The 13,080-nt window shown below is 70.1% G+C and carries 10 protein-coding genes; 7 read left to right on the top strand and 3 right to left on the bottom strand.

Annotated elements, in window-relative coordinates; all coding sequences use genetic code 11:
- Window positions 1-3: 3 nt before the first annotated feature.
- A complete protein-coding gene (locus ABZ725_RS15960; RefSeq protein WP_020128551.1) occupies window positions 4-273 on the bottom strand; it encodes a WhiB family transcriptional regulator in 270 nt (89 codons plus the stop codon).
- Between the two features lie 673 nt (window positions 274-946).
- On the opposite strand from ABZ725_RS15960, the gene ABZ725_RS15965 reads away from it, so the two are divergent.
- The 4 genes from ABZ725_RS15965 (at window position 947) to ABZ725_RS15980 (ending at window position 5,148) form a co-directional block, all read left to right on the top strand.
- Window positions 947-1,492 (top strand): cysteine dioxygenase family protein, encoded by a 546-nt coding sequence (locus ABZ725_RS15965; RefSeq protein ID WP_358803276.1) that lies wholly within the window; start codon window positions 947-949, stop codon window positions 1,490-1,492.
- 114 nt (window positions 1,493-1,606) lie between these two features.
- Window positions 1,607-2,566, top strand: coding sequence for a 2-phospho-L-lactate transferase (gene cofD, locus ABZ725_RS15970; protein ID WP_351918190.1), 960 nt, complete (start codon window positions 1,607-1,609; stop codon window positions 2,564-2,566).
- Window positions 2,567-2,583: 17 nt separating this feature from the next.
- Window positions 2,584-3,954, top strand: coding sequence for a coenzyme F420-0:L-glutamate ligase (locus tag ABZ725_RS15975; RefSeq protein WP_358803735.1), 1,371 nt, complete (start codon window positions 2,584-2,586; stop codon window positions 3,952-3,954).
- 159 nt (window positions 3,955-4,113) lie between these two features.
- On the top strand, window positions 4,114-5,148 hold the full coding sequence (locus ABZ725_RS15980) for a DNA-3-methyladenine glycosylase 2 family protein (RefSeq protein ID WP_358803277.1): 1,035 nt from the start codon (window positions 4,114-4,116) through the stop codon (window positions 5,146-5,148).
- Window positions 5,149-5,522: 374 nt separating this feature from the next.
- Here the strand turns inward: ABZ725_RS15980 and ABZ725_RS15985 are convergent, their stop codons facing one another.
- Together ABZ725_RS15985 and ABZ725_RS15990 are read right to left on the bottom strand one after the other, a co-directional pair.
- Window positions 5,523-6,605 carry an NDP-sugar synthase gene (locus ABZ725_RS15985; protein ID WP_358803278.1) on the bottom strand — a complete coding sequence of 361 codons (1,083 nt, stop codon included), beginning with the start codon at window positions 6,603-6,605 and terminating at the stop codon, window positions 5,523-5,525.
- Window positions 6,606-6,837: 232 nt separating this feature from the next.
- Window positions 6,838-8,568 carry an N-acetylmuramoyl-L-alanine amidase gene (locus ABZ725_RS15990; RefSeq protein ID WP_358803279.1) on the bottom strand — a complete coding sequence of 577 codons (1,731 nt, stop codon included), beginning with the start codon at window positions 8,566-8,568 and terminating at the stop codon, window positions 6,838-6,840.
- Between the two features lie 140 nt (window positions 8,569-8,708).
- Between ABZ725_RS15990 and ABZ725_RS15995 the strand changes: the two genes are divergently transcribed.
- The 3 genes from ABZ725_RS15995 (at window position 8,709) to ABZ725_RS16005 (ending at window position 13,048) form a co-directional block, all read left to right on the top strand.
- On the top strand, window positions 8,709-9,467 hold the full coding sequence (locus ABZ725_RS15995) for a TIGR03089 family protein (RefSeq protein WP_358803280.1): 759 nt from the start codon (window positions 8,709-8,711) through the stop codon (window positions 9,465-9,467).
- Window positions 9,468-9,819: 352 nt separating this feature from the next.
- Window positions 9,820-11,007, top strand: coding sequence for an LCP family protein (locus ABZ725_RS16000; protein WP_358803736.1), 1,188 nt, complete (start codon window positions 9,820-9,822; stop codon window positions 11,005-11,007).
- A 247-nt stretch (window positions 11,008-11,254) separates the two neighbouring features.
- Window positions 11,255-13,048: an LCP family protein gene (locus ABZ725_RS16005; protein WP_358803281.1), complete on the top strand. Its 1,794-nt coding sequence runs from the start codon at window positions 11,255-11,257 to the stop codon at window positions 13,046-13,048.
- The last annotated feature ends 32 nt before the right edge of the window (window positions 13,049-13,080 follow it).

Consider the following 13,080-nt stretch of genomic DNA (forward strand, 5'->3'; position numbering starts at 1 on the left):
TTCTCAGACCGCCGCCTTCTTCAGACGGCGGCGCTCCCGCTCGGAGAGGCCGCCCCAGATGCCGAATCTCTCGTCGTTGGCGAGGGCGTACTCGAGGCATTCGGAGCGGACCTCGCAGGCGAGACAGACCTTCTTGGCCTCCCGGGTCGAGCCGCCCTTCTCGGGGAAGAAGGACTCGGGATCGGTCTGGGCGCACAGCGCGCGCTCCTGCCAGCCGAGTTCCTCGTCCGCGTCATCGACGTCGACCAGCAGTTGCTGCACCAGCTCGGTCATGTGCGCCCCTCGCTCTGTCTTTCGCGTCCCCGTGACGTGGCCGTTACCGATTCCGGCTGAACGACACGAGTGAAATTACAAGTGTGCTGCTCCGGGCGAGTCAAGCCGAGATCTGCTATTGGGCCCCTTATTCACTCTGCGGAACCAAGGCCATGCAGTAAGTGTTCAAATCGCCATAAACCTTGACAAGCAGATGAAGCCCCGGAGGACCACCGGCCCCGCACAGTGCTTGTACGGGTAAGGACGTCCTGAGGATCGATCCCGTTGCGGCACGCGCGCGGAAGCGAACCGGATCACAGTCGGATCACGGGATCGCCACGAGGCTTGCGCGCCCGGCTTGTGCGCCATGTGTCCCGGTGGCCGAGTGAACAAACCTTTCATCTTCGAGATGAACCGGATGAGGTGAACCGCGTCCCACATACCGGGTGTCGAGTTGACAGTGAAGGTGTGAACCGCTGTGCTTGTGGGCATGCTCGCGAACTTGGCACTCACCTCGACCGGCTCCGCCGGGTCCCACGGTGCTGCCCGCGCTCGCTGTAGCTGTTGTCGCTGTTCCAGCTGTTGAGCCACACCTGCTCCAGCTGACGGCCGAGTCTCCCGCACCCGTGACCCGGGCGGGACCCGGTCTCTCGTTCCCTCTGACCTTCTTCATCACTGAGGAACCACCACACCCATGAACAGCGACAGCGACCTGCAGATCGCCGGCGACATCCTCGAAGTCCCGCACCTCCTCCAGGCACCGCGCGAGCACCCGGCCACCGTCGCCGAGTTCGTCGGCCTGGCCCGCTCCATCGCCGCCGACCGTGACCAGTGGGAGCACCTGGTCCGGTACGACGCGACGACCCGCTGGTACCACCGGCTGCGCACCGGCCCCGGCTACGAGGTGTGGCTGCTGTCCTGGGTGCCCGGCCAGGGCAGCGGGCTGCACGACCACGGCCCCTCCTCCGGAGTGTTCACCGTCCTGGACGGCGAGCTGACCGAGCGCACGGAGCGCGGCACAAGGGTGCTGGCGGCGGGGACGCAGAGAGTGTTCGGGGAGGGGTATGTGCACGAGGTCGTCAACGACGCGCTGGAGCCGGCGGTGAGCATGCACGTGTACTTCCCGGGACTGACCGAGATGCCGATCCTCCCCCAGTCTCGGCTTCGCTCGACCGGGGGGACCCCCATGGCGTGCACGGCCCGTGGCACGTACGACGAGGTGGACGCCGTCAGCGCGTAGGACACGGCCTCGGCGGTGGCCGTCCGCTCGTACGGGTGGGCGGGTTTTCCACAGGTGGGTGGTTGTCCACAACCGGCGGACGGGTTGTCGGTGGCGCCTGCGAGACTGGCTCTCATGCGCATTGTGGTTCTGGCAGGCGGCATCGGCGGTGCCCGGTTCCTGCGCGGTCTGAAGCAGGCCGTGCCGGACGCGGACATCACGGTCATCGGCAACACCGGCGACGACATCCATCTCTTCGGGCTGAAGGTCTGCCCGGACCTCGACACGGTGATGTACACGCTCGGCGGCGGCATCAACGAGGAGCAGGGCTGGGGTCGGGCCGAGGAGACCTTCCATCTGAAGGAGGAGCTCGCGGCCTACGGCGCCGGGCCCGGCTGGTTCGGGCTGGGCGACCGGGACTTCGCGACGCACATCGTGCGGACGCAGATGATCGGCGCCGGGTATCCGCTGAGCGCGGTCACCGAGGCGCTGTGCGACCGGTGGAAGCCGGGGGTGCGGTTGATCCCCATGACCGACGACCGGGTGGAGACCCATGTCGCGGTCGTGGAGGACGGCGAGCGCAAGGCCGTGCACTTCCAGGAGTACTGGGTGCGGCTGCGGGCGTCGGTGCCGGCCGAGGCGGTCGTGCCGGTCGGCGCCGAGCAGGCGAAGCCGGCGCCGGGGGTGCTGGAGGCGATCGCGGAGGCGGACGTGATCCTCTTCCCGCCGTCGAATCCGATCGTCTCCGTCGGCACGATCCTCGCCGTGCCCGGCATCCGCGAGGCGATCGCCGAGGCCGGCGTGCCGGTGGTGGGCCTCTCCCCCATCGTCGGGGACGCGCCGGTGCGCGGCATGGCCGACAAGGTGCTCGCGGCGGTCGGCGTGGAGTCGACGGCCGCGGCGGTGGCCGAGCACTACGGTTCGGGGCTACTCGACGGCTGGCTCGTCGACACCGTGGACGCGGGCGTCGTGGAGCGGGTGGAGACGGCCGGGATCCGCTGCCGGGCCGTCCCGCTGATGATGAGCGACCTCGACGCGACCACGCGGATGGCCCAGGAGGCGCTGACGCTGGCCGAGGAGGTGCGGGGGGCGTGAGCGAATCCATCGGATCGATCGGATCCAGCAAATCCGGCGGATCCAGCGGATCCTTCGAGGGCGGTTATCGGGTCTGGGCCGTGGGCGGGCTGCCCGAGGTGCAGACCGGGGACGACCTCGCCAAGCTGATCGCCGCCGCCGAGCCGGGGCTCGTCGACGGGGACGTCCTGCTCGTCACCTCGAAGATCGTGTCCAAGGCCGAGGGCCGGATCGTCCGGGCGGCCGACCGGGAAGCCGCGATCGACGCCGAGACGGTACGGGTCGTGGCCCGGCGCGGGATGCTGCGGATCGTCGAGAACCGGCAGGGGCTGATCATGGCCGCCGCCGGGGTCGACGCCTCCAACACCCCTTCGGGGACGGTGCTGTTGCTGCCCGAGGATCCGGACGCATCGGCGCGCGCGATCCGGGAGGGGCTGCGGGGTGCGCTCGGTGTCGACGTCGGGGTCATCGTCACCGACACCTTCGGGCGCCCCTGGCGCGCGGGGCTCACGGACGTGGCGATCGGCGCCGCCGGGGTGCGGGTGCTGGACGATCTGCGCGGCGGCACGGACGCGTACGGCAATCCGCTGAGCGCGACGGTCGTCGCCACGGCGGACGAGCTCGCCGCCGCGGGGGATCTCGTGAAGGGAAAGGCCGCCGGGCTGCCGGTGGCCGTGGTGCGGGGGCTGGGGCATGTCGTCGTCGCCGAGGACGACGGAGACGGGGAAGGCGAGAGGCTCTCCGAGAGCGTCGGCGGGGCTCGGGTCATGGTGCGGGGGGCGCGCGACGACATGTTCCGGCTCGGGACGTCCGAGGCGGTGCGGCTGGCGGTCACGCAGCGGCGGACGGTGCGGTCCTTCACCGACGAGCCGGTCGATCCCGGGGCGGTACGGCGCGCGGTGGCGGCTGCCGTCACCGCGCCGGCACCGCATCACACGACGCCTTGGCGGTTCGTGCTGCTGGAGTCGGCCGAGTCCCGGGTTCGGCTGCTGGACGCCATGCGGGACGCGTGGATCGCGGATCTGCGGCGGGACGGGAAGTCCGAGGAGTCCATCGCGAAGCGGGTGCGGCGGGGGGATGTGCTGCGGAACGCGCCGTATCTGGTGGTGCCCTGTCTGGTGATGGACGGGTCGCATACCTATGGGGACGCGCGGCGGGACGCGGCCGAGCGGGAGATGTTCGTGGTCGCCGCCGGGGCCGGTGTGCAGAACTTCCTGGTCGCGCTGGCCGGGGAGCGGCTGGGGTCCGCGTGGGTGTCGTCGACGATGTTCTGCCGGGACGTGGTGCGGGAGGTGCTGGCGTTGCCGCAGGGGTGGGATCCGATGGGGGCGGTGGCGGTCGGGCATGCGGCTGAGGAGCCTCGGGCTCGGGCGGAGCGGGAGGTGGGGGACTTTGTCGAGGTGAGGTGAGGTGACGCTCCGCTGGGGCCAGGTGCCTACCGTGTGTTCGGGTGGGGGTTTGTGGGCGACTGCGGGCTTGTGGGGGCTTGTCGCGCAGTTCCCCGCGCCCCTTAAGGGCTGCCTGGCTGGCTAGTCTCGTAGGGCATCACCGGCAACCAAGGGACTCCTGTGGCAGGACGGTTCTCTCCTCGGCCTACGCGTACGACTGTGCGCGGTGGGCATGTCGGTGTGCCGTCCGGGACGGGCGCCGGGGTGAGCTCCGGGGTGCCTCGGCAGGTCTCCGTTGCTGGGCGGGTGCGGGAGTGGGTTCCGCAGGGGCCTGTCGATCTCGGGCTGGTGCTCGGGCCGCTTCGGCGTGGGCCGGGGGATCCGACGTTCCGGGCGATGCCGGACGGGTCCGTGTGGCGGGCCAGTCTCACCCCTGCCGGGCCGGGGACGCTGCGTGTCGCGGCCGCAGCAGCCGGGGGTGTGGTGCGCGGGGAGGCCTGGGGGCCGGGGGCCGACTGGCTGTTGGAGCAGTTGCCCGAGCTGCTCGGGGCCTCGGATGCGCCGGAGGCCTTCGTGCCGCGGCATCGGGTGGTGGCCACGGCCCGGCATCGGCGGCCGGGGTTGCGGCTGACGCGGACCGGGCTGGTGCTGGAGTCGTTGATTCCGTCCGTGCTGGAGCAGAAGGTCACGACCGACGAGGCCTATCGCGCGTGGCGGTCGCTGGTGCGGAAGTTCGGGGAGCCGGCGCCGGGGCCTGCGGCGGACGGGCGGCTGTGGGTGATGCCCTCGCCTCGGACGTGGGCGCTGATTCCGTCGTGGGAGTGGCATCGCGCGGGGGTCGACAACAAGCGGGCGTCGACGATTCTGCGGGCCGTGCGGGTGGCGAGGCGGTTGGAGGAGGCCGTGGGGATGACGGCGGAGGCTGCGCAGGCTCGGCTGGAGGTGGTGCCGGGGGTCGGGCCCTGGACTTCGGCGGAGGTCGTGCAGCGCAGTCATGGGGCGGCGGATGCGGTGACCGTGGGGGATCTGCATCTGCCGGGGATCGTGGGGTGGGCGTTGGCGGGGAATCGGGATGCGGATGACTCGGTGATGTTGGAGTTGCTGGAGCCGTATGCGGGGCAGCGGCATCGGGCGGCTCGGTTGATCCTGCTGAGCGGGCAGGGGCCGAAGCGGCGTGCGCCGCGGATGTCTGTGGGGGACATCAGGGGGTTGTGATGTCCCCCGTTCCAGGGGGCTCTGCCCCCTGGACCCCCGTTCGGCCTGGACGGCCTCGTCCTCAAACGCCGGACGGGCTGGAGTGTGCTCACCCGGGCTCGACAGGCACCCCCGGACGGGCTGGAATGCCCTCACCCAGGCCCGACAGGGCACCCCCGAACAGGCGGGAATGCCCTCACCCAGGCCCGACAGGCACCCCCGAACGGGCGGGAATGTGGTCTCCCGGACTGGACAGGGCACCCCCGAACGGGCGGGGATGCGCTCGCCCAAGCCCAACAGAGCACCCCCGGACGGGCGGGAGTGCGCTCACCCCGGTTCGAGAAAGCCCCCTGACGGGCTGGAGTGCACGCGCCCCCCGGCTGGATCCGCGTCGCCTACTGGTCCGATGAGAAGCGGACTGCTCCCGCTGGGATTGTTGCGTCGCACCAGATTCTTGCGCCCTCGCGGAGTTCGTTGTCGGGGCCTACGACCGCTCCGTCTCCGATGACCGTGCCGGTGAGGATGGAGCGTTCGCCGACTCGGGCCCGGGTGCCGATGAGGGAGTCGGTGATGACGGCGCCCGGTTCGATGACGGCGCCGGGGAGGATCGTCGAGCCGAAGACCCTCGCGCCCCGCGCCACGAACGCGCCCTCGCCCACCACCGTGCCGCCCGTCAGTTTCGCGTCGGGGGCGACCCTGGCCGTCGGGAGGACCAGGCGGTCGCCGCAGCGGCCGGGGACCGCGGGGGACGGGGCCCGGCCGAGGACCAGGTCCGCCGAGCCGCGGACGAAGGCCGCCGGGGTGCCGAGGTCGAGCCAGTACGTCGAGTCGACCATGCCCTGGAGGTGGGCTCCGGCCGAGAGGAGGTCGGGGAAGGTCTCGCGCTCCACCGACACCGGGCGGCCGAGCGGGATGGTGTCGATGACCGAGCGGCGGAAGACGTACGCTCCCGCGTTGATCTGGTCGGTGACGATCTCCTCGGGGGTCTGGGGTTTTTCGAGGAACGCCAGGACTCTGCCCGTCTCGTCCGTGGGGACCAGGCCGTACGCCCTCGGGTCCGTCACCTGGGTGAGGTGGAGGGAGACGTCCGCGCCCGTCGTCTCGTGCGTCGCCACCAGCCGTCCGATGTCCAGGCCGGTGAGGATGTCGCCGTTGAAGACCAGGACCGGGTCGTCCGGGGCCGAGTTGAGGCGGGACGCCACATTGCGGATCGCGCCGCCGGTGCCGAGGGGTTCGTCCTCCGTCACGTACTCGATGTGCAGGCCGAGCGCCGAGCCGTCGCCGAAGTACGGTTCGAAGACCTCCGCCAGATAGCTCGTCGCCAGGACGATGTGCTCCACGCCCGCCGCTCTCGCCCGCGCCAGCTGGTGCGTGAGGAACGGCACCCCCGCCGCCCTGACCATCGGCTTGGGCGTGTGCACCGTGAGTGGGCGCAGCCGGGTGCCCTTGCCGCCGACCAGGAGGATCGCTTCAGTCACCTTCGTCTCTGCTTCCTGCCGGGACCGGCCGAACTGTCTTTCGGCCGGCCAGTGTATGCAGACCCTTGCAGACCCCTCGCAGATCCCTCGGAGACCTCTCGCAGATCCCTTGCAGGCCATTTGTCTGGCGACTTACAGATGTGTGCTCCCGCCGTTCGGTTGCGTGCGTTCGTGAGCTCCGGGGTCAGGGGAAGACCCCGGAGCTCGGAGCTCACGAACGTGGCCGTCCGGCTCAGCGACCCTGGTAGCTCGCCGAGGTCGAGCGGGCCGAGCCGAGCTTGCCGTAGAGCTGCTTGCCCGGGCACTCCGTGGCGAACCCGTCCCGATGTCCGGAGATCACATTCAGTCGTACGTTCTTTCCCTTTGCGTAGAGATTGCCACCCGCGGACTTCAGGTATGTCTTGCCTTTCGGATTCGCCCCGAAGAGGCCGAGTTTCCACGCCGTCAGTCGGGCGACGGCGTTGACCGTGGCCGAGTTCGGCTTGGCGGAGGTGAACGTGCCGAGGACGGCGATCCCCATGCTGTTGGTGTTGAAACCCAGGGTGTGGGCGCCGAGAACCGGGTTTGCCACTCCCCCGGCGCGACCCTCGTAGATCTTCCCGCACTTGTCGACGAGGAAGTTGTAGCCGATGTCGCGCCAGCCCATGCTCTCGACGTGGTAGCGGTAGATACCGCGGATGACCGACGCCGCCTGCGAGCACTTGTAGCTGTTGCCCGACGCCGTGTGGTGCACGAACGCCGCCTTGACCTTCGTCGTGTACACGAATCTCTTCTCGCGCAGGTCCTCGTCGGCTCCCCAACCGCGCCGTGTGACGATGCTCGGGCGCGGGCCGATGTACGGCCTCGCCCGCTGGGCCTCCGTCAGCTCGGCCGCGCGCAGGGTGAAGAGCTCGCGTTCCGTGCCCGGACGGTCCAGGGCGGGGATCTCCGTGGCGCCGAGCGGGGCGAGGGGGGTGTTGGCGGCGGAGGCGGCCTTCGTCTCCGCGGACATCCCTGTCGTTGCGGATGCGGATGCGGATGGCCCTGATGCCGACGATGTTCCGGATCCCGTTTCCGATGCCGTCTCGGATCCCGTTTCCGATGCCGTCTCGGATCCCGTTTCCGATGCCGTCTCGGATCCCGTTTCCGATGCCGTCTCGGATCCCGTCTCGGGTGCCGTGTCGGATGCCGTGTCGGATGCCGTCTCGGGTGTCTCTGCGTCTGGGTCGGTTGTGTTCTCGGGTGTGTTCTCCGTCGCTGGGTCCTGTGCGTCCGGTGCGTCCGGTGTGTCCAGCGCGGTTGTGTCGGGGGGTGTCGCGCCGGTGCGCGGTGGGCCGGCCGGGACGTGTGCGGGGGTGGCCGCCCCCGGGTCGACCAGTTCCAGGCGCAGGCCGGACGGGAGCGGGGCGGCGACCGAGCGGGTACGGGTCCCGCGTCCCGTCTCCTCCGTGCGGCTTTCGGTGTCCGGATGGACGCGGATCTCGACGCCGTCGGAGTCTCCGACCCACAGCGGGGCCGTCGCGCCGCGGACCCGGCCCGAGGCGCTCTCGGACGTCTCGGGGTCGGCTCCGTGGTCGGCGTTGTGGGTCTCGACGTCCTGCCAGTCGGACCAGGCGGCGCTGTCGGCCGGCCGGGTGCGGACCTGGACGCGGCCGTGGAGTTCGGCCGCCGGGTCGTCCCAGACGACGCCGAGGAGGGAGAAGTGACGTACGTCCCGCCGGGGCAGGCCCTGGTCGACGCCGGTGCCGCCGAGGGCCCGGTCGTCGGTGAGGGAGGTCAGGGGCAGCGACTGGGTGCTGCCCGGGAGGTCGGGGAGAGTCGGGGTGGTCGGGGTGTCGGGGCTCGTGACCCTCGTCGTCCCGGTGGGCACCGTCTTCGTGGCCGGTGCCGGTCGCACCGTCGCCGCGTCGGCGGGCGGCGTCAGCGGGAGCGCGAGAGCTGCCGCGCACGTGACGCCGATCGAGGTAGCTAGCAATCCACGCATGCCACCGATCCTGGACATAGTCATACATTTCTGTCCATCGGGGAATTGACGTGCCGTCGGGGTGCGTTGCGCCGAACCGGTGGCCCCGCAAAGGCCCCGCGAGCGGTGTCGCGGCGCGGGCGGCGCGTACGCTTGTGTGGGTGACTGCCACCGATCGCACCCCTGCCGACCTGCTGCGTTCCGCGCTGGCCGCGGATCCCGCGCGCCCCTTGGTGACCTTCTACGACGACGCCACGGGCGAGCGGGTCGAATTGTCCGTCGCCACCTTCGCCAACTGGGTGGCCAAGACCGCGAACCTCCTCCAGGACGGACTGTCCGCCGAGCCCGGCGACCGGGTCGCCCTGCTGCTGCCCGCGCACTGGCAGACGGCGGTGTGGCTGCTGGCGTGTTCTTCGGTGGGGGTCGTCGCGGATGTGGCCGGGGATCCGTCGAAGGCGGACTTCGTCGTGGCCGGGCCCGGGGAGTTCGAGGCGGGGCTGGCGTGCCGGGGTGAGCGGTACGCGCTGTCGCTCGCGCCGCTCGGGCGACGGTTCGTGCCGGGGCCTCCGGACGGGTACGACGACTACGCCGTGAACGTCCCGAGTTTCGGGGACCGTTTCGCGCCGTACGTCCCTGTCGACGCGGAGGCGCCCGCGCTGATCGTGGCCGGGGCGGAGTACACCGGCGCGGAGCTCGTGGAGCGGGCGCGGGCGGAGGCGGCGGGGCTGGGGTTGACGGGGCCCGGGTCGCGGCTGCTGTCGGGGTTGCCGTACGACACGTGGGAGGGGTTGAGCGCGGGGTTGTACGCGCCGTTGGCGAGTGGGGGGTCCGTGGTGTTGTGCCGGCATCTCGAGGAGGCCGGGGAGGAGGTTGTGGCTCGGCGGGTCGAGAGTGAGCGGGTGTCTGCGACGGCTCGGTAGGTACGGGTTGGTCTGGGCGTGGGGTGAGTGTGGGCGTGGGGTGAGTGTCGACGTCGGTCGGTGTGGACGTCTCTGGGGGCTGCCGCCCCCAGACCCACGCTTCGGCCCTGAACGGGCCTCGTCCTCAAACGCCGGACGGGCTGAATAGGCGCACCTCGCCGACAAAGCACCGCAGGGGCCCTCAGCCGACAAGGCGCCGCCCCCCTTCATCACCCGTTCAGCCCACCCCCAGCCGCCCCCCGGGAGGGGTTCGCGCCATCGTCGTAGGAGTGGCTCTGTGCGCTCGTGCTGCGGGAGGGGTGGATCGGACGTGACGTACTCGGCGGGTTCCGGTGGGCCCCTTGGGCCCGGGGTGGGGGCGTCCGCCGATGGGCGGGGGCTGGTGCGGCGGCGTCGGCGGCGGTGGGTGCGGTACGGGGTGGGGGCGGTGGGGGTCGTCGTCCTGGGGGTGGGGGTGGCCGGGTGGGTCGTCTACGTGAAGCTCGACGGGAACATCACGCCCGACGAAGCCGCCGCGGCCGAGCTCGCCCGGTATGCGAAGGAGCGGCCGACCTCGTTGGTGAAGGACGCGCAGAACATCCTGCTCATCGGGTCCGACTCACGGTCCGGGGACGGCAACGAGAAGTACGGGCGGGACTCCGGGACCGAGCGGTCCGACACGACGATCCTGTTGCATCTGGCCGCCGGGCGGCGCAGCGCGACCGCCGTCTCCCTGCCGCGCGACCTGATGGTGAACGTGCCGGGGTGTCTGCGGGCGGACGGTAAGCGGACCGCGCCGATGTTCGCGATGTTCAACTACGCCTTCCAGACCGGGGGTTCGGCCTGCACCATCCGGACCGTGGAGAAGCTGACCGGGGTGCGGATCGATCATCATGTCGTCGTCGACTTCAGCGGGTTCAAGGATGTCGTCGACGCCGTCGACGGAGTCGAGGTCTGTCTCAAGGAGGCGATCAGCGACAAGGACGCCGGGCTGCGGCTGCCCGCCGGGAAGGTCACGCTCGACGGAGAGCAGGCGCTCGGGTACGTGCGGGCCCGCAAGTCGCTCGGGAACGGCAGTGACACCGACCGGATGGACCGGCAGCAACGCTTTCTCGGAGCGCTCGTCAACAAGGTGCAGAGCAATGACGTCCTGCTGAATCCGGTGAAGCTGTATCCGGTGCTGGACGCGGCCACGTCCTCTCTCACCACCGACCCGGAGCTGGCGAGTCTGCGCGGGCTGTATGAACTCGTGCGCGGTCTACGCGACATTCCCACCGAACATGTGCAATTCCTGACCGTTCCGCGGGAGTCGTACGTCTACAACGCGAATCGCGACCAACTCGTGGAGCCCGAGGCGGAGAAACTCTTCGAACGGCTGCGGACCGACATGCCGGTGGCGGTTTCTAAGGAAGTTCCCACAAACGCCTCGCCGGCGGAGTCGGGCGATCACGGGCCTTACCGGTCGGGGGCGGTGAGGCGTGCGGCTTCCGGGGTGTTTTCGCCCACTCCGCCCGCTCCGACGTTCCGTGGAAACACAGCCGCCGAGGACAGCTGCGGGTAAAGCGCTTGCCAAGCCGAGCCCTTCCCGCGAACAGGAGTTCAAGGAAATGCGGCGGATTGCCCGGTTGTAGGGGCGTGGAATTTGTCACGGCCGTCGCTTCGCGTCGAACTTGGCGGCTAGTGTGAGCGATCCGGTGCACCCGGCCGCGAGGTCCTTCCTGGGGTCGCGCACCGTGTGACCGAGACCCGAGCGCCTTTAGAGGGGGTAAAAAGGCGCCGCGTGGCCCCGACGGAGGATTCGGACAACCGTGGACGCGCAAGGCCGTGGGCGGGCGGACAACATCGATCCCGCAGACCAGTGGGTGCTCAATCCGAACACCGGCGAATACGAACTGCGACTGAGTCCTTCCGCACCGCAGTCGTCGGTGCCCGGGCCTCGTAGATCTGCCTCCGGTACGACCGGGGGCAGCGGCTCGGCTCGGGGGCGGGATTCGCCGTCCCCGTCTTCGGCGTCGCCGCCTTCGTCGGCTTCGGCGTCTTCGCCGTCGTCGTCGTCCGAGCAGGTGCCCGGGCAGCGGCGGCGACGGGGCGCGCCCGCGGAGGAAGCCGCGGCGAACCGGCGTGGGCGCCGGCCGGTGAAGAAGAAGTCGAAGGCGAAGAAGATACTGCTGTGGACCGGCGGGATCATGGCCTTCGTCCTGGTGGGCACGGCCGGTGCGGCGTACCTCTATCTGGAGCACCTGAACGACAACATCACCGCTGTCTCCGACGACGGTGCGAGCACCGGTGGCTTCAGCAAGGACAAGGCGATCAACCTGCTGGTGATCGGCACCGACAAGCGCACCGGCTCCGGCAACGAGGGCTACGGCGACTCGGGCAGCGTGGGCCATGCGGACACCACGATCCTGCTGCACGTCTCCAAGGACCGGACGAACGCGACCGCGCTCAGCATCCCGCGCGACCTGATCGTGGACGTCCCGGACTGCCAGACCGAGCAGGAGGACGGCTCCACCAAGGTCATCCCGGGTACGGACGACGTCCGGTTCAACACCAGCCTCGGGCAGGACGGCCGTACGCCGAGCTGCACCGTGCGCACGGTCACCGAGCTGACCGGGATCCAGGCGGACAATTTCATGGTCGCCGACTTCAACGCGGTGAAGACGCTGACCACGGCGGTCGGCGGCGTCGAGGTGTGCCTGGCCAAGGACATCGACGACGAGGACTCGAAACTGAAGCTGTCGAAGGGCACGCACACCATCCAGGGCGAGCAGGCGCTGGCCTTCGTGCGCACCCGGCACTCGGTGGGCTTCGGCGGCGACCTGAGCCGGATCGCGCTGCAACAGCAGTTCCTCAGCGCCCTGATGCGCAAGCTGAAGTCGAACGACACCCTCACCAGCCCCACCAAGATGATCAAGCTGGCGGAGGCGGGCACGAAGGCGCTGACCGTCGACTCCCAGCTGGACACCATCGACAAGCTGAAGGACCTGGGTCTGGAGCTGGGCAAGCTCAACGTCAAGAACCTGACCTTCACGACCGTGCCGGTGGTCGACAACCCGGCCGAGAAGGTCAAGGCGACGGTCGTGGTGAACAGTTCGACCGCGCCCACCGTGTTCCAGATGATCAAGGACGATGTCTCGTTCACCGAGGTGCAGCAGCAGGCGGCGGCGTCGAAGGACGCGGCGGCCGCGGCCGCGGCGGCCCGCCTCAAGGGCGCCCAGTCCGCCGCCTCCGAGGTGCGGGTGCAGGTCATGAACGGCGGCGCTCCCGCCGGCAGCGCACAGGAGACTCTTAACTGGCTGCAGAATGATGAGGGCGTGACGAAGTCCGAGAACGCCGGCAACGCGCCCGCCGAGCTGAGCAAGACGACGCTCGAGTACGCGCCCGACCAGGCCGCACAGGCACGCAAGCTCGCCTCCATCATGGGGCTGGCGGGCACCGCCATGAAGCCGGGCAAGAGCGTCACCAACTCCCAGGGTCTGCCGACGATGACATTGACGCTGGGCAAGGACTTCAAGGGCGCGGGCGTCTCGCTCACGGCCCCGACCACCGTGCCGGACACGGTCGAGAAGTCCACGGCGGACAAGGTCGAGTGCGCCAAGTAGGTAACCCTTCGGGCCCGTCGTGCGTCTGACTG

Origin of the sequence: Streptomyces sp. NPDC006872 (assembly GCF_040635845.1) — a bacterium.
Taxonomy (GTDB): Bacteria; Actinomycetota; Actinomycetes; order Streptomycetales; family Streptomycetaceae; genus Streptomyces.